Annotated in this window: 24 protein-coding genes; 11 read left to right on the top strand and 13 right to left on the bottom strand. The window is 53.1% G+C overall.

What is annotated here, in order from left to right:
- The first annotated feature begins 97 nt into the window (after positions 1 to 97).
- The 11 genes from DWB63_RS04025 to dapA all read left to right on the top strand — a co-directional run bounded on the left by DWB63_RS04025 (position 98) and on the right by dapA (position 11,055).
- Positions 98 to 385: a PxxKW family cysteine-rich protein gene (locus tag DWB63_RS04025; protein ID WP_128327530.1), complete on the top strand. Its 288-nt coding sequence runs from the start codon at positions 98 to 100 to the stop codon at positions 383 to 385.
- 99 nt (positions 386 to 484) lie between these two features.
- Positions 485 to 1,708 carry a M20 family metallo-hydrolase gene (locus DWB63_RS04020; RefSeq protein ID WP_128327529.1) on the top strand — a complete coding sequence of 408 codons (1,224 nt, stop codon included), beginning with the start codon at positions 485 to 487 and terminating at the stop codon, positions 1,706 to 1,708.
- A 15-nt stretch (positions 1,709 to 1,723) separates the two neighbouring features.
- The gene (mnmG, locus tag DWB63_RS04015) at positions 1,724 to 3,607 is read left to right on the top strand and encodes a tRNA uridine-5-carboxymethylaminomethyl(34) synthesis enzyme MnmG (RefSeq protein WP_128327528.1); all 1,884 of its coding nucleotides are present in this window, start codon (positions 1,724 to 1,726) and stop codon (positions 3,605 to 3,607) included.
- A 130-nt stretch (positions 3,608 to 3,737) separates the two neighbouring features.
- Complete coding sequence (locus DWB63_RS04010) at positions 3,738 to 4,559, top strand: hemolysin family protein (RefSeq protein ID WP_128327527.1); 822 nt, start codon at positions 3,738 to 3,740, stop codon at positions 4,557 to 4,559.
- A gap of 3 nt (positions 4,560 to 4,562) precedes the next feature.
- Positions 4,563 to 6,080 carry an apolipoprotein N-acyltransferase gene (gene lnt / locus DWB63_RS04005; protein ID WP_128327526.1) on the top strand — a complete coding sequence of 506 codons (1,518 nt, stop codon included), beginning with the start codon at positions 4,563 to 4,565 and terminating at the stop codon, positions 6,078 to 6,080.
- Positions 6,080 to 7,193 (top strand): peptide chain release factor 2 gene (gene prfB, locus DWB63_RS04000; RefSeq protein ID WP_241648613.1). Its coding sequence is split into 2 segments (ribosomal slippage): positions 6,080 to 6,154 and positions 6,156 to 7,193, totalling 1,113 coding nucleotides; the frame shifts between segments, so codons are not numbered across the junction. Before lnt ends, prfB begins: the two co-directional genes overlap by 1 nt.
- Entirely contained in the window at positions 7,177 to 8,028 is an 852-nt protein-coding gene (locus DWB63_RS03995; RefSeq protein WP_128327524.1) for a GGDEF domain-containing protein, read from the top strand. The genes prfB and DWB63_RS03995 overlap by 17 nt, the downstream gene beginning before the upstream one ends.
- A 12-nt stretch (positions 8,029 to 8,040) precedes the next feature.
- Entirely contained in the window at positions 8,041 to 8,850 is an 810-nt protein-coding gene (locus tag DWB63_RS03990; protein WP_128327523.1) for a MinD/ParA family protein, read from the top strand.
- A gap of 134 nt (positions 8,851 to 8,984) precedes the next feature.
- Entirely contained in the window at positions 8,985 to 9,263 is a 279-nt protein-coding gene (locus DWB63_RS03985; protein WP_277749737.1) for an HU family DNA-binding protein, read from the top strand.
- A gap of 238 nt (positions 9,264 to 9,501) precedes the next feature.
- Positions 9,502 to 10,122: a hypothetical protein gene (locus DWB63_RS03980; RefSeq protein WP_164879782.1), complete on the top strand. Its 621-nt coding sequence runs from the start codon at positions 9,502 to 9,504 to the stop codon at positions 10,120 to 10,122.
- A 51-nt stretch (positions 10,123 to 10,173) separates the two neighbouring features.
- Complete coding sequence (gene dapA, locus DWB63_RS03975; protein WP_128327520.1) at positions 10,174 to 11,055, top strand: 4-hydroxy-tetrahydrodipicolinate synthase; 882 nt, start codon at positions 10,174 to 10,176, stop codon at positions 11,053 to 11,055.
- Positions 11,056 to 11,205: 150 nt separating this feature from the next.
- Here dapA and DWB63_RS03970 read toward each other — a convergent pair whose 3' ends face one another.
- From DWB63_RS03970 to kdsA, 13 genes are all read right to left on the bottom strand, one after another.
- The gene (locus DWB63_RS03970) at positions 11,206 to 12,126 is read right to left on the bottom strand and encodes a manganese-dependent inorganic pyrophosphatase (RefSeq protein ID WP_128327519.1); all 921 of its coding nucleotides are present in this window, start codon (positions 12,124 to 12,126) and stop codon (positions 11,206 to 11,208) included.
- Positions 12,127 to 12,220: 94 nt separating this feature from the next.
- A complete protein-coding gene (locus DWB63_RS03965) occupies positions 12,221 to 12,895 on the bottom strand; it encodes a PTS sugar transporter subunit IIC (RefSeq protein WP_128327518.1) in 675 nt (224 codons plus the stop codon).
- A 26-nt stretch (positions 12,896 to 12,921) separates the two neighbouring features.
- A complete protein-coding gene (locus DWB63_RS03960; RefSeq protein WP_128327517.1) occupies positions 12,922 to 13,383 on the bottom strand; it encodes a PTS sugar transporter subunit IIB in 462 nt (153 codons plus the stop codon).
- A 9-nt stretch (positions 13,384 to 13,392) separates the two neighbouring features.
- The gene (locus tag DWB63_RS03955) at positions 13,393 to 13,824 is read right to left on the bottom strand and encodes a PTS sugar transporter subunit IIA (protein ID WP_128327516.1); all 432 of its coding nucleotides are present in this window, start codon (positions 13,822 to 13,824) and stop codon (positions 13,393 to 13,395) included.
- Positions 13,825 to 13,826: 2 nt separating this feature from the next.
- Positions 13,827 to 14,708 carry an RNase adapter RapZ gene (gene rapZ / locus DWB63_RS03950; RefSeq protein WP_128327515.1) on the bottom strand — a complete coding sequence of 294 codons (882 nt, stop codon included), beginning with the start codon at positions 14,706 to 14,708 and terminating at the stop codon, positions 13,827 to 13,829.
- Between the two features lie 18 nt (positions 14,709 to 14,726).
- Positions 14,727 to 15,176 carry a PTS sugar transporter subunit IIA gene (locus DWB63_RS03945; protein WP_128327514.1) on the bottom strand — a complete coding sequence of 150 codons (450 nt, stop codon included), beginning with the start codon at positions 15,174 to 15,176 and terminating at the stop codon, positions 14,727 to 14,729.
- A gap of 2 nt (positions 15,177 to 15,178) precedes the next feature.
- On the bottom strand, positions 15,179 to 15,721 hold the full coding sequence (gene raiA, locus DWB63_RS03940; RefSeq protein WP_128327513.1) for a ribosome-associated translation inhibitor RaiA: 543 nt from the start codon (positions 15,719 to 15,721) through the stop codon (positions 15,179 to 15,181).
- A 35-nt stretch (positions 15,722 to 15,756) separates the two neighbouring features.
- Positions 15,757 to 17,166 carry an RNA polymerase factor sigma-54 gene (gene rpoN / locus DWB63_RS03935; protein WP_128327512.1) on the bottom strand — a complete coding sequence of 470 codons (1,410 nt, stop codon included), beginning with the start codon at positions 17,164 to 17,166 and terminating at the stop codon, positions 15,757 to 15,759.
- 230 nt (positions 17,167 to 17,396) lie between these two features.
- A complete protein-coding gene (lptB, locus tag DWB63_RS03930; protein WP_128327511.1) occupies positions 17,397 to 18,122 on the bottom strand; it encodes an LPS export ABC transporter ATP-binding protein in 726 nt (241 codons plus the stop codon).
- Positions 18,123 to 18,932, bottom strand: a complete 810-nt coding sequence (locus DWB63_RS03925; protein WP_241648610.1) for an LptA/OstA family protein — start codon at positions 18,930 to 18,932, stop codon at positions 18,123 to 18,125.
- A gap of 86 nt (positions 18,933 to 19,018) precedes the next feature.
- Positions 19,019 to 19,621, bottom strand: coding sequence for an LPS export ABC transporter periplasmic protein LptC (gene lptC, locus DWB63_RS03920; RefSeq protein ID WP_128327509.1), 603 nt, complete (start codon positions 19,619 to 19,621; stop codon positions 19,019 to 19,021).
- Positions 19,622 to 20,146, bottom strand: a complete 525-nt coding sequence (locus tag DWB63_RS03915) for an HAD-IIIA family hydrolase (protein ID WP_128327508.1) — start codon at positions 20,144 to 20,146, stop codon at positions 19,622 to 19,624. It lies immediately after the preceding gene.
- Entirely contained in the window at positions 20,139 to 20,942 is an 804-nt protein-coding gene (kdsA, locus tag DWB63_RS03910) for a 3-deoxy-8-phosphooctulonate synthase (RefSeq protein WP_128327507.1), read from the bottom strand. The genes DWB63_RS03915 and kdsA overlap by 8 nt, the downstream gene beginning before the upstream one ends.
- Positions 20,943 to 20,944 lie beyond the last annotated feature (2 nt).

Below are 20,944 nucleotides of genomic sequence, written 5' to 3'. Positions count from 1 at the left end.
CCCTGATGCATATCGAATTCTGCTCTTGCATTAATATGAAATTTTTTATGCCGCTGGCATCCTGTGAGCCGCATTATTTTTAGGAGGAAGGCACAACATGGCCAAGAAAAAAGTTACCGTTTCCTTTGATGGCGCAGTCAAGACCGATGCAGGTCTGACCTACAAAGGCGTTGTCATGGAACCCATTGATGAGAAATGTGAAGGTTGTGAACGCATCGTCCCCTTTGAAGACGAGAAATTCTGCCCCACCTATGCACAGCCCGCGCGTAAATGGGCTCACGGCGTCTGCAATTTCGCCACCCACGTCCGCGCAGAAGTCGACAAGACCGGTAAGGTCAAGGTCAACCCGCTCAAGGCCTCCAAGCGCGCTGCACGCGGCCGCTAGGCAACAGCAATCAAGAAAGGCGGGGCATTGTCCCCGCCTTTTTTTGTTTGTATTGTTTTTCAGATGGCCTACTCTATAGAAAAATCAACGGAGATTCCCATGGACGCACTTTTTTGCGAATTGGATAAACAGTCTGAAGCTGTCGTAGAACTGCAAAGCAAGCTTACGGCCATTCCTGCGCTCGGCCCCATGAACGGCGGCGACGGAGAAAAGGAAAAAGCGGAATTTCTGCTTGATCATCTCAAGTCCATGGGCCTTGCCGACATTCGCGAATTCAATGCTCCGGACCCGTCCGTTCCCTGCGGATACCGCCCCAATATTGCTGCCGTTATTCCCGGTAAAAAAACTTCTCAGACCCTGTGGGTCATCTCCCATATCGACGTGGTTCCTCCGGGCGATCTTTCACTCTGGAACTCTGATCCCTACACAATGATCCGGAACGGAGATATTCTCATCGGCCGCGGTGTCGAGGACAACCAGCAGGGCATCGTTTCCTCGATCTTGACCGCCCAGGCCTTGCTGGACCTCAAGATCACCCCCGAAATAAATTATGGCCTGCTGTTCGTGGCTGACGAGGAAACCGGTTCCACCTTCGGATTGGACTACCTGGTCCGCGAACATGAAGACCTTTTTGCAAAAAACGACCTCTTTCTTATCCCGGACTTCGGCGAACCCAATTCAGAGATGGTCGAAGTGGCCGAGAAGTCGATGTTCTGGCTGAAGATCATTATCCAAGGCAAACAGTGCCACGCATCCACGCCCGCTCAAGGACTGAACACGTTGGTGCCCTGTGCCGAATTCATCCTCCGCATCAAGGATCTCGAAGCGATGTACCCGGCCGAGAACCCCATCTACGACCCGCCCTGCTCCACGTTCCAGCCGACCATGAAGGAAGCCAACGTGGCCAACATCAACACCATCCCTGGGCGCGATGTCTTCTACGTGGATTCCCGAGTCATGCCCGAATACGATGTGGCTGAAGTACTCGACACCATCAAAGGTTTCGGCAAGGAAATCGAGCAGAAGTACGGCGTGGCCATCACCTATGAAGTCACCCAGTCCGAACAGGCGGCACCGGCCACTCCGGTGGACAGCGAAATTGCAATCAGGACCATACGATCCGTCAAAAAAGTATATAATAACAATCCGCGCACCGTGGGTGTGGGGGGGGGCACAGTGGCCGCTTTCCTGCGCCGCAAGGGGTATCAGGCCGTTGTGTGGGCCACGTTGAATCACAACGCCCATCAGCCCAATGAATCCGCGTCTATCAAAAGCACCATCGGTGACGCCAAAGTCATCGGTGACATACTCCTGACCAGCTAGCCCGGCGGAGGGTGTATGCAGCATAAGACCCCGTTCCCGGAACGCTTCGATCTCATTGTGGTCGGTGCGGGCCATGCCGGTTGTGAAGCCGCCATGGCCTCTTCCCGGCTGGGCCTCAAAACGCTGCTCCTGACCATAAACATCGACCGTATCGGCCATCTGTCGTGCAACCCCGCCATCGGCGGACTGGCCAAGGGACACATGGTCAAGGAGATCGACGCCCTTGGCGGCATGATGGGATTGTGGGCAGATGCCGCCGGTATCCAGTTCCGTATCCTCAACACCAGCAAAGGACCGGCTGTCCGGTCCAGTCGCGCTCAGATCGACCGAGCTGAATATATGCGGGTTGTCCAGGACTCCATTTTCAGCCAAGACAACCTCTGGGTCTTTCAGGATATCGGTGCGGCAGTGATGACCAAAGACGGTCGGGTAAGCGGCATGCTCACCGAGCTTGGTGAACGGTTTCCCGCCAAGGCCGTGCTTTTGACCACAGGCACCTTTCTGCGCGGCTTGATGCATATCGGGCTGGAAAATTTCAGCGGAGGACGCATGGGCGACCCTGCCTCCAATGCCCTGTCCGACAACCTGCGCGAACTTGGATTCGAACTGGGACGCCTTAAAACCGGCACCACGCCGAGGCTGCTGAAAGATTCCATCGACTTCGACGCCATGCAGATTCAGCACGGCGACGATCCGCCGCAACCGTTCAGTTTTCGCAATACCACGGTTCCGCTGCCGCAGGTGCCCTGCTACCTTACGTACACCAATGAAAAAGCGCACGAGGCCATCCGATCTGGGTTCGATCGTTCGCCCATGTTCACCGGCGTCATCGAGGGAACCGGCGCCCGCTACTGTCCGTCCATCGAGGACAAGGTTGCCCGGTTCCCGGAAAAGGATAGGCATCAGATTTTCGTGGAACCGGAAGGGCTGAACAACCCCGAGATGTATCCGAGCGGCATTCCCACCAGCCTGCCGTTCGATATACAGAAAAAGATGGTTCGGGCCATAGTCGGCCTGGAAAACGCGCAGATAGTGCGCCCCGGATATGCCATAGAATACGATTTTGCTCCGCCCACGCAGTTGAAGCCCACCCTTGAAACCAAGGGAGTTCCGGGGCTCTATTTCGCGGGCCAGATCAACGGCACCTCCGGGTATGAAGAGGCAGCCGCTCAGGGACTGTGGGCCGCCATCAATGCCAGCAACCGGATTCTTGGTCGGGAACCGTTCATTCTGTCCAGAGATCAAGCGTATATGGCTGTGTTGACAGATGATCTGGTCACCAAGGGGACGGAAGAGCCCTACCGCATGTTCACCTCACGAGCCGAACACCGGCTCTTGCTTCGTGAGGGCAATGCGGATGAACGGCTGACGCCCATAGGGCGGGCGCTCGGGCTTGTTGATGACGCGCAATGGAGTTTGTTCCTCACAAAGCAGAACAAGTTGCAGGCAACCCTCGAAGCGCTGCGGACCATACGCATCCGGCCGGACGCCGCAAACAGGGAGACCATGCAGCAGATCGGTGCGGCCATACCGGGCAAGGCCGTTGAACTGGCAGCCCTGCTGCGGCAACCCCAAATGACCATCGAGAAACTGACGATATTCCACCCCGCCATAGCCGACCTTGATGAAGACGTCCTGCGTGAAGCCGAAACTCAGGTTCGGTACGAGGGATACCTGGTCAAACAAGAGGAGCTGGTTGCCAAGTCAAAATCATTGGAACACGCTGTTCTTCCAGACAATTTTGATTATACCGCAGTCTCTGGATTGACCCGCGAGGTCGTTGAAAAAATGACAAAAGTTCAACCCATGACATTGGGCCAGGCCGGACGCATATCCGGCATCACCCCGGCAGCCCTGTCCTGTCTTGAAATTCACTTGAAAAAACTCGGTTTATTGTAACTCAAAGTCTGAACTTCCCGTATTGACACAGTGTTGCAGTCTGTCTAAGTATAATACATATGACGAATTGGTTATTACTAATAATCTTCATCTTTCATACATTGTAACAAACCCTTTCAAGGAGTCGGTCTTGGACGAAGGATCTGACAGTCGATTTCTCACTATCTTCAAAAAAATATTTGGCTCCAACAGTCATCATATCGAGGAACATATCCTTGAAGCCAAGGCCGATGGCGAATTAGACAGCCACGAAGTCTCCATGTTGCTCAACGTCCTGGAGCTGGACGAGAAGTTGGTTGAGGAGATCATGGTTCCGAGAACGGACATGGTCTGTGCCGATTCTGCCAGCACGGTCAAGGATGTTGCTGAGATCATTGTTCAGCAAGGTGCACACTCCCGGATTCCGATTTACCAGGACTCCAAGGATTATATCCTTGGTGTCGTTCACGCCAAGGATTTGCTTGCCCCTCTTTTGGAAGGCCGTATGGACGCGCTTGTGCACGATCTGATGCGACCCGCCTATTTCGTGTACGAGGAAACCCCTTTGAACGAAGTGCTTTCTTCCTTCAAACGGGAGAAATTGCATATGGGCATCGTTCAAGACGAATACGGCGGAACCTCCGGCATGGTCACCATGGAAGATGTCCTGGAGGAAATCGTCGGTGAAATTGCCGATGAATACGACCAGCAGCGTCCGGACGAAATTCAGGAATCATCGGACGGAACTTTCATTGTCTCTGGCCGAACCTCCCTCGAAGAAGTAAGTCAAAAGTATGCTCTGGGCCTGGAAAGCGAAGATGTCGATTCCATCGGCGGATTCCTTGCGGCCATGTCGGGGCGTATCCCTGCACAGGGAGAGCTTTTTACGTTCAATGGATGGCGCTTCACCATACTTGAAGCTGACGATCGCCAGATATGGACCATCAAGGTTGAACCGTCGGGACTTGGATAATCCGTGTTCAAGCTGATTCTCATCGCAACGCTCGGTGCCTGGATAGGGTTTGCCAACCCGCTCTTCCAATTCCCTCTGGCCGCACTCGCCTTTCCCCTTGGTCTGGCCTGGATCGGACTGCGGGCCACTTCGGGCAAAAAAGCCTTCAAGTACGGCTGGATGTCCGGGACTCTCGCGGCAGTCGGCTGTTTCTACTGGATGGTCATTCCAGTTCAAATCTATGGCGGATTGCCCTGGTTCATCGCCCTGCCCTGCCCCGTGCTGCTGGCCGCCTTCATCGGTCTCTACTTTGCATTTTTTTCCTTTGGCATGTATCAGGCCGGGCGACTGCTCAATGGAATTCCGCTTTGCCTGCTGGCCGGTTTTGCCTGGACGACCATGGAAATGCTCATGGGAACACTCCTTTCCGGCTTTCCATGGATCAACCTGGCATCGGCCTTCGCTCCCTGGCCCTTTGCCATACAGGGGGCATCCCTGGTCGGCGCGTTTGGTCTTTCCGGCATCCTGACCACCCTTGCCGTTGCAGTCCTGCTCTACTCCACCTATCGCAGCGCACTCTGGCTGGCCCTGGGCCTCACAATATCCCTGACCTGCTTCGGACTCTACCAAACATCGACGGTGGATGTCGGTAGCCGGGATTACACGGTCTCCATCATCCAGGGCAACGTTGACCAGGGTCTGAAGTGGAGCCCGTCATATCAGGCGGAGACCATCAAGAATTACAGCAAGCTCAGCCTTGACGCCATCCATGCCGACGCGCCCGACCTGATTATCTGGCCGGAGACGGCCATGCCGTTTTACCTTCAGGACCACACGCCCTTTCGCAAGGCCGTCGAGATGCTCGCCCGCGACACGAATACGCCCATCGTCACCGGTTCTCCCGCCTATCGCATCATAAACATGAAGACCAACGCCTACGTCCTCTACAACAGAGCCTGGCTCATGGATTCGACCGGCAGGACCACCCAATTTTACGACAAGGAACATCTGGTCCCATTCGGCGAATATATGCCATTGGAAAAGTGGGTTCCGTTTGACAAGCTGGTCCAGGCTGCAGGCAATTTCAAGTCCGGTGAAGATAATCACCCGCTTCGCCTGAACGGCGTTGCCCTCGGTATGCTCATTTGTTATGAAGCCATATTCCCGGAGCTTGCACAGAAGCAGGTTGAACGGGGCGCTACTGTGCTTTTGAATATCAGTAATGACGCGTGGTTCGGAAACACGTCCGCCCCAGGTCAACATCTCAGCCTGTCGATCATGAGGGCCGTCGAACAGGGGCGGTGGCTGGTACGCTGCACCAATACCGGCATATCCGCCTTCATTGATCCCACGGGGCGCATAGCAGCCGTGAGCAACCAGTTCCGGGCCGAGAGTCTGAGTTTGAAGATCGCAGCCCTGAATAAAATGACCGTATACCATCAGATACAGAACCGATTGGCCCTGTTTGTTTATGTCATGACATTGGCCGCATTCGGGTTTATAGGCTACGCTGCCATACGTAATAAAGGAATAGCCACATAATGCCAGATTATCCAGAACTCAAAGCCGCTTCAGCGGATCTCATAGAACAATTCGACTCCCTATGGGGGCGTCTTTGACTATGGCGAAACCAAGTCCCGGCTCGAAGAAATAGAAAAGGAACTCTCCAAGCCCGGCGCATGGGATAAGCCAGATGCCCTGACCCCATTCCTCAAGGAAAAAAGTCAACTCTCCTCCAAGCTGGGCATGTATGACGGATTGTCCGAAGCTCGCGAAGATCTCGATGCATGGTTGGAATTGGCCCAGGAAGACCCTGAAGAAGAGTCTCTGACCGCTCTCGACGCTCAGGTCGCTTTGCTCAAAAGCCGGTTGAACGTGACCGAAATGGCGACCATGTTCGCCTTTGAACATGACAAAGGAAACGCCATTCTTGAAATCCACCCCGGAGCAGGCGGCGTCGAATCACAGGATTGGGCCGAGATGCTTCTGCGCATGTATAACCGATATGCCGAGCGCAAGGGGTTCAAGGTTTCCCAACTCGACTATCAGGCCGGGGATGAAGCGGGAATCAAATCCGTCACCCTTCAAATCGAAGGCTTGTTCGCCTACGGCCTGCTCAAGGGCGAGGCCGGCGTTCATAGGCTTATTCGCATTTCTCCATTTGATTCATCCGGAAGACGGCACACGTCTTTTGCCTCTGTCGATGTCTACCCGGACATGGATGACGATATTGAAATCGAGGTCAAGGACGAGGATTTGCGGGTGGATACCTTCCGCTCCAGCGGTCCCGGCGGTCAATCGGTCAACAAAACCAGTTCGGCTGTCCGTATTACTCACATCCCGACGGGCATCGTCGCCCAGTGTCAGAACGAGAAATCCCAGCACCGCAACAAGGCCACGGCGTTACGTCTCGTCAAAGCCCGGTTGTATGAGGTGGAATTGAAAAAGATTGAGGAAAGCCGCAGACAGGACTACCAGGCCAAGGATTCCATTGCCTGGGGCAGCCAGATACGGACATATACTCTGCAACCGTATCGTTTGGTCAAGGATCACCGATCCAACAGTGAAAGCGGCAATGTCGACGCTTTTCTGGACGGTGATCTGGACGAAATGATCAGAAACCACCTACTATTCATCCATGCCCACGGAAAATAAAATCAGCTTCCCCGAGGATGCCCTTGCCACGGAACTCTCCGCGCTTCAAGAAGAATTGAGCGCCATTTCAAAGGATGATTCCGAACAGCTTGACGAGGCGGTCTGGGTCTTCAGACTTTTTCAGGGTGTCTCAACCGAAGAATGGGAATCGGTCTCAGCCAGGCACGATCTCAGGCAATGGCTCACCCTGCCCATTAACGGCAATGCATATCCTCATCTGAAACAATTCCAGGAAACCCTGGAACGACTCGCCTACCAGACCGACCATGACCCCCTTACCGGCTTGGCCAATCGCAGGGCCTTTGACCGCATTCTTGACATAGAGATGGAACGTTCCAAGCGGGCCAAGACGCCCTTGTCTCTGGCCATATTGGATCTCGACAACTTCAAGGCGGTCAATGACAATTACGGCCACCCCAAAGGCGATGAAGTCCTGTCGAAATTTGCCCGTCATCTCGAGGAGTCCACCCGGCGATATGACTTGGCAGCCCGGTTCGGCGGGGAGGAATTCGCCCTGATCCTAGCTGGATCCGGACTGGTAAAATCACAAGGACTCCTGAATCGGGTACTGACAAAATTCAAACAAATAGAATTCAAATCCCCGGACGGGAAAACGACTTTCAACGTCACCTGCTCCGTCGGACTCACCTGCTTCAAAGGTACTGTGACCCTTTCGGCTGAAGAACTCATAAAGCTGACCGACGAGGCCCTTTACGAAGCCAAATCATCAGGCAAGGACCAGGTCAAAGTGTCCAAACTCTCCTTCGTGGAAACCGTCCCTCGCGACACGCTGGTCCATGCAAACGAGAAGCAATTCCTGTTCGGTGGAAAATAACGGAGACAGCCAATGAATCATAATAATACACTCAGTCTCTCCATAATGAGCGGCAAGGGCGGCGTTGGCAAAACCAATATCGTTCTCAACCTTGGATATGCCCTGCATTTCGCCAAGATGACGGCCTTACTCATGGATTGCGACCTCGGACTGGCCAACCTTGATGTCTTGCTCGGCATCTCCCCGGACCGAAACCTGAACGATCTGTTGCAGACCGGAGTTAACGCCGAAGACATCCTGGTTTCCATTGAAGACGGTTTCGACATGCTTCCCGCCACGAGCGGCGTTCCTGAACTGGTGGAAATGGACGAAGACCTCCAGGATATCCTTTTCAAGAAGCTCGTGACCCTGGCCGGTGAGTATGATTTTCTCATGCTCGATCTGGGAGCAGGCATCAGCCATACTGTGCTGTCCTTTGCCGCCCTGTCCCAACTGCGGATCGTGGTCGTTACACCGGAGCCAACCTCTCTGACGGACAGTTATGCCATGATCAAGATCCTGGTCACACAACACGACGTCAAGGACTTCCTGGTGCTGGTAAACCAGGCAACCAGCGCAAAAGAAGCCAACCAGACGTTTGACAGACTGTCGGCTGCATGTCGGAATTTCTTGAATATCGAACTGCGCAACCTCGGTTTCATTCACCAGGATTCCACCCTGGTCGAATCTGTCCGCCGCCAGACGCCGCTCATGAAATATGCCCCGGAAGCCACAGCCAGCAAGGATATCATCGGGGTCGCCCGAAAGATCATGCGCTACCGGAATGACAACCTCGAACGCATTGGAGACCGTCCGATCCTAAAGAATTTTCCTTCAGAATGAAAATTGTAAATAAGGGGTTGACGAAAAGAGTTATTTTTCGGCATAGTTAGTAAGAATTTCGGGACTGATTCCTTTTTAGTTTCCTCGCGGTACGATCGTGTATCCCGCGGACAACGCAATGTTTCAGGGGGAACATCATGAATAAGAGCGAATTGATCAAGGCTCTGTCAGAACAGAAGAAAATGCATGTTGACGAAGCAACCAAAGTGGTTGGTGCTTTTGTCGATTCCGTCAAGGAAGCCCTTTTGCGCGGTGACCGAGTCGAAATCAGAGGTTTTGGCAGCTTCAAGATCAAGGACTACGAGGGTTACACTGGACGCAATCCGAAGACGGGTACCGTTGTTCAGGTAAAATCCAAGAAACTTCCCTTCTTCCGTCCTGGTAAAGAGCTGAAAGAGTTTATCAACCAATAGGATGAGACGGCTTTTTTACTGCCTGATTGTGGCGGTGTGTCTTTCCGTGTGCAATATCGCGGAAGCACAACAATCTGTCCTGACCATTCTATATACGGCAAATACGTATGGCACGGTGCAGCCATGCCCGACCTGAGGTGGTAAAACCCTCGGGGGGGTGGCTCGTCGGGCTACGTATTTTTTTGACGTTCACAAAACTGCGTCACCGTTACTGCTGGTTTCCGGCGCATGGGAATACATGCGCCCCAACGGCCCTGCTCCCTCCGCAGAAGACATGACCGCCCTGGGCAAAGCCTTTGCGCACATGCCCTATGACGTGGGACTGATTTCAGAGGAAGAAGCAGCGTCCTTTTCTGCAAACGGTGTCTCCCCCGGCTTGTCAAAGACAGCCGAAGAAGAGCCGTACACGGTAATTTCTACCGAAGATGGTCATACTATAGGTATGTTACGCTTCCCGGCCTTATCCAAAGACGCGTCTGCTCCTTCCGACGAACTTATAGGCCAGCTTTCCGAACGTATCGCCAAAATAAAAGACCATGTCGACCTGCTTATCGCCCTATCCGACTGGGGATGGGTGGCGGAAAACAACTATCTCAAGGAAAACCCTCGCCACGTTCCCGACTTTCTATTCGGAAGCGGCGGCGGGTCCGGCGTTAACGGCCGCATACTGGCTGATGACCGTTGTGTTTGGGTTCGCCCCTATGACAAGGGACGTAGCGTAGCCGAGGTTGTTATCTACAAATGGCCGGAACGAAATAATTCATTTGCCTGGAAGGAAACGAACAATTATAAAACGACTTCCATAGGCATGAATGACGAGATAAAAGACGATCCGAAAATAGAGGCCCTGCTTCATTAGGGCTTGCCTTCTAGTCAATTCGGAAAGTTTGATACATCAAAGGAGATGACGATGGAATTCAGAGGAGCATTCACAGCCCTCTCGACCCCGTTCAAGGATGGCGAAATCGACGAATCGACCTATCGCGATTTCATTGAATGGCAGATCGAGCAGGGAATCAACGGGCTGGTGCCGTGCGGCACTACAGGCGAAGCTGCGACAATGTCCCACCAGGAACAGGGGCGTGTCATCAAAATTTGTGTGGAACAGGCCAAAGGTCGCGTTCCCGTCATTGCCGGGGCAGGCTCCAACTCCACCAAGGAAGCCATAGAGCTGACCAAGATGGCCAAAGCCGCCGGCGCTGACGCTGCCCTGCAGATTACGCCGTACTACAACAAACCCACCCCCGGCGGCCTGGTGGAGCATTTCAAGGCCATTGCTGCCGCGGCATCCATGCCCTTGGTCATCTACAATGTCCCCGGACGCACCGGGCTCAACTGTCTGCCGTCTACCCTCAAGATGATCAAGGACGCCGTGCCTGAAGCCGTGGCCGTCAAGGAGGCGACGGGCAATCTGTGTCAGTGCGCTGAAGTCGTAGAGGTTTGCGGCAAGGATTTCAGTCTGTTGTCCGGCGACGACTTCACGGTTTTGCCGCTGCTGGCCGTGGGTGGTGTCGGTGTCATTTCCGTTGTCTCAAACATCATGCCCAAGACCATGAGTGACATGTGCAAGGCGTTCTTTGACAAGGATCTTGAGAAGGCATTGGACCTGAGCCTGAAGATGGCTCCTGTGAACCGGGCCATGTTCATGGAGACCAACCCCATTCCGGTCAAGACTTCCTTGTCCATGATGGGTATTTTCAAGGACGCCCAATTCCGTTTGCCCATCGTTCCCCTTCAGGACGAGAATAAACCGAAATTGAAAGCCGTGCTGAAAACTGCCGGAGTCCTATAGTATTCAAGCCTCTGCCTTTCGGGCAGGGGCTTTTTCGTCATCTCCTTGAGGGGCGGCATCGGCCGTCCCTTTTCTTTTGTCGTTGGCCACAAAAAACCCGGTGCGGACAATCCGCACCGGGCTACTTTGCGCTTGATCAGATCAATTCAACTAGGCTTCGAAGGCCTTGATGAAGTTGGGAGCAACCTGCTTCTTGCGGCTCATGACGCCATCCAGCCAAACCGGGGAGCCATCAGTGGCAACACCGAAGGCCTTCTCGACGACAGAAGTATCGTCGGAGGCGATGAGCATTTCGGAACCCTCTTTCATGATGTCGGTCAGGAGCAGGAAGACGGAGTGACGACCGTCAGCCTTGACCTTTTCAATCTCAGCCTGCAGGGCAGCCTTGTGGGCGTCCAGCATGGACAGGTCAACGACTTCCAACTGGCCGATGCCGACCTTGTTGCCGGACATGTCGAAGTCCTTGTAGTCACGGAAGACCAGCTCGGTGGGAGTGGCGCCGTCAACAGCAGACTTGACCTTGAACATTTCCATGCCCAGGGCCATGGTGTCAGCAACACCGGCGATCTTGGCCAGAGCTTCGACAGCAGCCTTGTCGGCGTCGGTGCAGGTGACGGACTTGAACATGACGGTATCGCTCAGAATGGCGCACAGCATGATGCCGGCGATATTGGCAGGGATTTCAATGTCGTAGAAATCATACATGGACTTCAGCACGGTACAGCTGCAACCCACGGGCCAGACCCACATCTCCAGCGGGCCGGAGGTGGTGATGTCGCCCAACTTGTGGTGGTCGACGACGGCCAGGAGCTCGCCCTTGTCCAGATTGTCGATGGTCTGGGAAATGTCAGTGTGGTCGACCAGAATGATCTGCTGATCGGTGGCATCGGCGACGATCTCGGGAGCGGCAAAGCCGAACTTTTTGAGAACGAAAGCGCTCTCAGGGGCAATTTCACTCTGGGTAACAGCCTTAGCTGCCATTCCACGCTTGGTGTACAAATCGGCGGCACCAATCGCGCAGGCGACAGTGTCGGTATCGGGGTTTTTGTGTCCAACAACCAGAATAGCCATATTTAGTCCTCCTAATTGAATTATCCTCATTATAAGGAAATTGTGCAGTCAAAAGAGAATGTGACGAATATCACAACCTGCCTCGACTGCCAAGCTAAAAGCGTGGCCAAATAGCGAAAAGAATGAAAAGACTTATGCCTGTTGCCAGGATGACATAGGCACGTTTTAAGCGCAGGGCCATCACCCCGCCCAACGTGGCAGCCATCCACAGGTGCACCCAGGTCACATTTATGGACGTAAACAGCTCAGGATACATTGAAAATATGAATTGGAAGAATTGTTTCAAAAGTAAAATGGAAATGAAGAAAGTCACCCATCCCATGATCAGGGTTCTTCCCAGGGATTGCAGAATGAGTCGGCTGGGCACATGAGAGGATTCAGGATTTCGTGCCCAATTTAACAAGGTGTTGTACCCGGCCCGCTCACGATCGCGAAGCCAGCCTTCCAGTTTGGTTCCAAGCCACGCCAAGGGCATACTGGCAAAAACAATCCCCATGATTTTTGCCGGATTCTCCAAACCGAAAAAAGTGGTCAACGAAAGTGCCGCAAATGTGGCCGCCGTCAACTGCGGCGGAATGAATGTACCGGCAGGAATCATGTCGAGCCAAAAAAGCTCAAAGAATATGGCTATGGAAAGACTTGTCGAGTACTCGCCGGTAAAGATGCCCCAAAAGAATCCTACCACGAGGGGACGTTCCAGCAAGCCGATGCTTATGGAGAAACGAAATAAGGAGAACAGGGCAAAAAAAAAGCGACCAGGGCAAACCAAGCAAGTGGATTATGAATGAGCATGAATCAGAACCTCACCTGAATTGGGTCGTTTGGAACGCATCTGAAGTCGAGCTCAACACCCTTCCGACTCAGATGCCTCAGACAACTCTCGTCTTCATCCGATAAAGCGACACTCGGAGAGACCTGTCTTTTCCCCGGTTTGTAATGCACATTTCCGATATTCAGCACAGCGAAACCGAAGCCGGAATCAAATGCCCTACGGGCATCCACGCAACTGGAAAACAGGACCAGAGCTTCCGTCCCGTCATCGGCATTCAGAGATGATAATGCCTGGGCAACATTTTCCACTATAACGAAGGAACTGTTGACGGTCTGCGGGATCGCCAGGGACATTATCTCCTGCTGCAACACATCATGCGCGAGTTCGTCATTGGCGACGATGAGCGTCCTGGCACCGGTATACGGCAGCCATGCTTCAATTATCTGACCGTGAATCAAGCGGTTGTCAATTCGGACAAGAATCACGGTGTCACCTTACTTTGCTGCTTTTTTGCGCAGCATGGCACCCGCGACCTTGATACCCTGCTGGCCAGCTTCCTTGGCCTTTTCGGCCAACGCGTGAAGTTTCATGGATCGTGATTGCAGCGTGGATACGAGCATGGGCAGGTTGACCCCGGTGATGACCTCCATGTTTTCGGATTTCATCAGGGAAAGGCTCATGGTGGTAGGAGACCCTCCAAAAAGGTCTGTCAGTGCAACTACGCCCTTGCCGTTCTCCACGGACTGAATGGCATTTCTGACTGCCTCCATGGTTTCATCGACGCTTTTGTCAACGTCGATCCCCACGGCCAGACAGTTTTCCTGTTTGCCCATGACCATTTCAGCCGCCCCCAGCAATGCTTCGCCAAAGGCACCGTGTGTCACCAGAACCACGCCAACCATAGTAGTATCAGACTTTGCAGTCATATTTATCCAAGTTCCATGTGTCTATGTTCAATTGACGCTGTATACCCTTTTTTCTTGAGGGTTGCCAGCACCGACTCGGCCACTGAAACCGACCGGTGGCGTCCTCCTGTGCAACCAAGGGCGATGGTGATCCTGTACCGCCCTTCGTCCGCATAGAGCGGCAAAAGATAGGTCATGAATTCAAGGAAACGCTTTTCGAATTCGCTGCCGACATCACTGCGCAGGACATACTCGGCAATGACCTTGTCTTTGCCGGACAATGGCCTGAGTTCCTTTACAAAATATGGATTGGGCAGGAATCGTAAATCAAAAACCAGATCGGCCTCGGAAGGAACTCCATACTTGAAACCAAAGGTGATGATATGCACCCGCATACCGCGTCCAGCTTCTTCGATGGACGACCACTTGGTCTGTATGACGCGGCGAAGGTCGTGGATGGAATAATCCGTAGTGTCAAGGACCAGAGCCGCTCCAGAACGCACTGGAGCCAGGAGTTCCTTCTCCTGTTCCAAGGCCTGTTCCAGGCCAAGATTCCGGCTCTCCAGAGGATGGGGGCGGCGCGTGGTGGCGTAACGCCTGACGAGTTCACCCATTTTGGCCTCCAGGAACAACACCTGAGGTGCAATTCCCAGATTGGCAAAATCATGTAAGGCCTGCTCCCATCCATCGACAAACTCAAATTGCCGTAAATCCATGCCCAAGGCCAGCCCTCTGTATTTGCTATCGAATTTGAGAATCAGATCAGCAATCTTGGGTGACATCTCTGATGGCAACCCGTCAATACAGAAAAAACCAAGGTCTTCGAATACCTTGAGGGCAGTACTTTTTCCGGAACCGGAAAGTCCCGTAATAATGACAACAGGGAATGGATTTGTCGGGGTCAATGGAAGCCACCTGCCCCTTTAAACGCCCTTGAGAAGCCCCCACAGGGCTTCAAGGTTGTCAGCAGCCTGAAATGCCTTGCGGAACTCCTCGTCCTTGAGAAGACGGGATATCTGTGCAAGTACTCTCAAGTGCATACCAGCCACCTGCTCCGGTGCCAGTACTAAAAAGATAAATGTACATGGATTATGGTCAAGAGCCTCAAATTCAACACCTTTTTGACTTCTCCCAACGACCACGACAACTTTATCAAGGTCATCCAACTTGCCATGGGGAATGGCAATTCCGTCACCAATACCCGTAGTACCGAGTTTTTCACGTTCAAGAAGGACACGGACCGCCTGGTCCGTGTCCATCTCTGGATATTTATCGCCCAGCGGGACGATGAGTTCCTTCAGTACGTCCGATTTGGTCACGGACACAAGGTCTGGAAGGATAAGCTCCTTCGCCAAATATTCACCGAGCTTCATAGTTAGTTTCCAGGGTCGATCAGGCCGTAATCGCCGTTCTTTCTTTTATAAATCACATTGACGCCTTCCGTCTCCGCATTGCGAAAAACAAGGAAGTCGTTTTCACGGGCATCAAGTTGCATTGCCGCTTCATCCACGGACATGGGCTTAGGCTCATACGAATCCGTCCCGACAATTGTTGGGGGGGCGTTGGAAGCCATGTCTTCATAGGACAGGTAGTTCATCTGCACCATTTTATTCGGTTGAGCCTGCCGGGGCCGATTCTTCATCTTTTCCCGCATCCTGCGCAATTGGGCTTCAAGCTTGTCCAGAACCATGTCTATGGTAGAGTACATATCTTCGGAATCTTCGTAGGCGGATATATGTATGCGATCCGAATTGAGGATCACATCCGCCTTGTGGCGAAACTTGTCGACCAACAGATTCACCTGAAGATCGGCTTCAGCATCGGAAACGTATTTGGACACCTTTTCAAACCGCTTTTCAGCGTAGCCCTTGAGATGATCGGACGGCTCAAAGTTCTTGAAAGTGAAGCTGATGTTCATACGCTGCCTCCTGGTTGTGAGTGCGACAAGCAGAATCAGAAATACTGCTTGCGTTTTGAAGACGAAGCAATCCCCATTGCCGAACGGTATTTGGCAACCGTGCGCCTGGCGATATTGACATCAAGCTTTTCTTGAAGAATTTCGCCAATCCGTTCATCGCTGAGCGGTTTCTTCGTGTCTTCACCTGAGATCATTTGCTTGATGAGGGCCTTGACGCTTTCCGAACCCACCTGCGAACCATCGTTCAAATCCAGAGCAGAATTGAAAAAGAATTTCAACTCGAAAATGCCGTGCGGAGTTGAAACGTATTTACTTGTGGTTATACGGCTCACTGTGGATTCGTGCATCTCGATATCCTCGGCTACCTCCTTGAGAATCAAGGGCTTGAGCTTAGTCACACCCTCTTCGAAAAAACCTCGTTGAAAGCGGACAATGCTCTCTACTACTTTATACAATGTTCGCTGCCGCTGGTACAGGCTTTTCATAAGCCAGGCGGCAGAGCGCATCTTTTCCTGAAAGTACTCTTTTTCCTTGTCAGCCGCACCCTTCATGGAATCCATGTAGAAGGTGTTCATCTGCAGCCGGGGCATTCCGTCTTCATTGAGAATGATGACGAAATCCTCGCCATACTTGTACACAAAGACATCCGGGCTGACATAGTGCGGTTCCGTGCTGGAAAAATTGGCTCCGGGCATGGGATCCAAGGTCTGAAGCAAATCAAGATACGCCTTGAGTTCATCCATGGATATCTTGAATTTGCGAGTCAAAGGCTTATATCGATTCTTCTCCAGATCCTCCAGATGGTCGCGAACCAAGGACACGAGAATCGGATCGTCGTATCCAAGAACCTCCATCTGCACGAGCAGACATTCCTGGGGAGTTCTGGCCGCCACTCCAACAGGATCAAGATGCTGGACACGAAGAATAACGGATTCAACTTCTTCTTCAGTGGCCTGAACCATGGAAGTCAATTCTTCCATGGTGGCCTGAAGGTATCCGTTGGAATCAATGTTGCCGAGAATGACATCACCAATGGCGATTTCATGCTCCGTAAAAGTGGAAAGCCTCATCTGCCAGCTGATGTGTCCTTCAAGTGACGGCTTGGAGGCAAGCCGAGCTTCAAAGGACATCCCCTCCTCAAGCATTTCGGCATCACGGGACGCGGCCTGCTTGGAGGTGCTGGAAAACTCGCCGAGATAATTTTCCCAGTCCGCTGTGCGAACCAGTTCTTCCTGAACTTGAGACTCGGTCAGCACTTCGGGAGTTTCAGGAACCAGGGCTTCGTTCTCGGCTTCATCAAGAAAAGGATTCTCCAAAAGCTCTTGCTGCACAGTCTCAAGCAGTTCAAGACGGGAAAGTTGCAGCAGCTTAATGGCCTGCTGCAACTGGGGCGTCATGACCAGTTGCTGAGAAAGCTTGAGTTGTTGTCTGAGTTCCAATCCCATAATCTTGAGGCTGCTCTTTTTTTTAACGTGGAAAGAATATACTTTTTTCCAGACAGTCCCGCATTAATATGATTTCATTGTGCCACAGCTGAATCGAGGACGCAATACAATTGTTATAACATCCCGTTACTATTAATAATCCAACAACAAAATTTGAGCATGAAAAAAGTGTACCAACCTTTGGGTACTGTGTAAATCGCCAAAGCGTGAAAGTTATGGAAAAGGGGAATTTACAGGCTGAAATCTTCGCCCAGATATATCTGTCGGGCACGACTTGATTGAACGATCTCCTCAGGAGATCCTTCCAAAATGACAGTCCCTTCGTAAACCAGATAGGCTCTGTCGCAAATGTTCAATGTTTCCCTGACATTATGATCTGAAATCAGGATACCGATCCCCATGCTCTTGAGCACGGAAATGATTTCTTGAATATCAATGACCGCGATAGGATCGATGCCGGCAAATGGTTCGTCCAGCAAAATGAACTGAGGGGACAGGATCAACGCCCGGGCGATCTCCAGCCTGCGCCGTTCGCCGCCGGACAAGAACATGGCCGCCTGGTCCGCCAACCTGGAAATGGTGAACATCTCCATCAGCTCATCGGCTCGCGCTTGCTGCTCTCTCGACGTCATCGAGGTCTGTTCGAGAATGATTTCCAGATTCTGCCGAACAGTCAGTTTCTTGAATATGGAACTCTCCTGCGGGAGGTAGCTCACGCCCAATCGAGCACGCTCATGCAGCGGCTTGTCCGTCAGGGTTTGGCCCCCCAGCGAGACATGCCCGGTGTTGGGTTCGACGATACCCACAAGCATATAGAAAGTAGTCGTCTTGCCTGCACCATTGGGGCCGAGAAGCCCGACAACTTCCTTGGGGTTGAGCTCAAGATTGATGCCACGCACGACCTCTTTGTGGCCGTAACGCTTGGAAAGATTTGCCGCCCGGAGTCCGTCGGCCATTTACTTCACCTTCAGGTTGTCAGGGGTCATGAATATCGCCTTGACGCGTTTCTCGCTGCCGCCGATGACCTCAGATCGGTTGTCCTTGATGTGAAAATTGATCACTTCTCCGGTCAGGCTGTTGGGCCCGTCCACCAAGAGAGGGCTTTGCTCCATCTTGAGGGTCTGCGTAACCACGAAATACGTCAGCTTTCCGCAAGACCCTTCGGTGGTGCCTTTTTTGGCCCGGACATTGCCCTGGGCGATAACGCGATCCACACTGTCAGCGGAAAATTTCTTATTCTCCTTGGAGGACAGGTAGGCAGAAATGTTGTCTGCCCACAGGGTCAACTCTCCATGCACCGCCACCACATTCCCCACAAAGGCAACGACTTTTCCGGACTCGTCATAGGTCATACGGTCAGAAGTTATCTTCACCGGTATGCGGCTGGGGTCGATCCCGACCTTGATGGGATCGGCGGGCGGCGTCGCTGCAACAGGGGCCTTGACCTCGCCTTCACCGCTGTCGGCGACAACGACTTTCGCTTCAGGAACCGCTGCGGATTCAACATTTGCTTCCGGTTCGGGCGTATTCGCCACGGCATCAGGAACAATTTTCAGGAACCGGGCATTGGCATAGCCGACAGCCTTGGTCAGATCTTGTTGGGTTTCATTGAGATTGAACACGGCAACCCAGCCGTCTTTGAGAAAATCCGCTTTGACGCGCTGCCCCTTGGCCAAGGTCAGAACGTGTTCGCCATCCTTGTTGGGCTGCGAACGCACGTTGAGATTCTGGGTGGCCTCTCGAATCTCGCCCCAATCCTGCGCCAAGCCAACTGCTGGAACCAGCAATAAGGTCAAAACGAGCAGACACACTGTTCTAGGAAAGTTCATCACAACGCCTTATTCCTTGTCATTTATAGAGGACTCCGCTCCAACCCTTCAGGGGCCAGCAAGGCCTCCACTCCGCCCGCAGCCACAAGCTGTCGTGTGATCAGGTCGATCTCCAAAGCCGTTGCCGTGATGGTCATGTCGGGACGACGAACGGTCACCCCTCCCTTGAGATACACCTTATCAATTGCACCGACATAATCAAGCTGTTGCGCGTCCAGGGCCAAATCACCGAATCGACCGCTCACCCCGTCCGACAGGGTAAGGTTGTCGTTGGCCTGATCGACTTCTCCCCGGTCCGCACGGACATAGACCTCCTGACGATCATCGCCGAAATAGGCCGTCAACTGCGGGTAGTCAACGCCGATAAGCCCTTTCTCCTGATTGTACTTGGCTGTTTTGGCAAGCAGTTTCCATGTCATGCTGCCCTGTTTCCCCTGCACGAGTTCAATATCCTCGGCAGACACGTCAGCTTCATCAAACAGCCTTTGACGCGATTTCGTCAATTCCTTTGAGGTTGATTCAGGGTCGACGATGGGATCGGAAAAGAAAATCGCTTTGATCCCTATGCCGAGCATGAGTCCAAAGACAAAAATCAAAACCAGTGTCAGAGCCGGGCGCCCTTTCATCTAGTCCACCCATTGCTTCAAGGCTTGTTTCTTGAGTCCGCGGGCCTCCAAGATAAAGACAATGGCCTCACGGACAGCACCATGCCCTCCACTTCGAGAGGAAACCCAGTCGGACACTTCCAGAACCTCGGGCACTGCATTGGGTACGCACATGGCAAGACCCGCGCGTTTCAATACGTCGAGATCAATCCAGTCGTCACCCATGAAGGCAGCCTCCGACGGATCGACGCCTACCTTGGAGCAGATATCCTCAAACAGAGGCCCCTTGTGGTGCTGGCCCGAATGATAATGAGTGATGCCCAGTTCCCTGACCCGGGTTTCCACCGGCTTCTGATCAAGCCCGGTGATCACCCCGATTTCAAGGCCCACAGCCTGGGCCATTTTGATGCCGAGGCCGTCCTGGACATGAAAACGCTTCATGGCGATACCGTTGTCGTCATAATACAGACCGCCGTCCGTCAGGACGCCGTCCACGTCAAGCACCAGCAGCTTGATGTTTTTCGCCAGCTCGGAGGCGTCAGCCACGATTGATCTCCCACAGTGCTTTCAAACGGATGAGCAAGGATTCGACCTTGTCGAGGGGCAAACTGTTCGGCCCGTCGCACAATGCGTTATCCGGGTCGGGGTGAACCTCCATAAAGACTCCGTCCGCTCCGGCGGCCACTGCGGCCGAGGCCAGAACAGGCACATATTCACGTTGTCCACCGGAAGCACCGCCGAGTCCGCCCGGCAACTGAACCGAATGGGTGGCATCCATGACCACGGGAACGCCAAAGGCTTGCATCTGGGGAATGGAACGCATGTCCACCACCAGATTATTGTATCCGTAGGTGGAACCTCGTTCGGTCAGCCACACCTGGTCATTGCCGGAGGCACGCACCTTATCCACGACGTTCTTCATATCCCACGGGGCCAGAAACTGGCCCTTCTTTACATTGACGATCCGCCCTGTCCCGGCGGCTGCCACAAGCAGGTCGGTCTGACGGCACAGGAAGGCGGGTATCTGCAGCACATCCGCCACCTCTGCGACCACTACGGCCTGTTCCGGGTGATGGATGTCCGTGATCACGGGAAGCCCGGTGGCTTTCTTGACCTCGCTCAGGATTTTCAGCCCTTCTTCCATGCCAGGGCCACGGAAACTGGTTACCGATGTCCGATTGGCCTTGTCGAAAGAACTTTTGTAAATAATGGGAATATTGAGCTTGGCGGACAGCCGCGCCAAAAACTCGGCTGTTTCGAGAGCTATTTCCCGACTTTCAATGGCACAGGGTCCAGCCAGAATGAACGGACCGGACTTACTGACTTCATACAGGTTTGCCATAC

The sequence above is a fragment of the Pseudodesulfovibrio sp. S3 genome, assembly GCF_004025585.1.
GTDB lineage: Bacteria > Desulfobacterota > Desulfovibrionia > Desulfovibrionales > Desulfovibrionaceae > Pseudodesulfovibrio.
The sequence above is the reverse complement of the archived record's forward strand: the minus strand, read 5'-3'. Positions and strand labels throughout refer to the sequence as shown.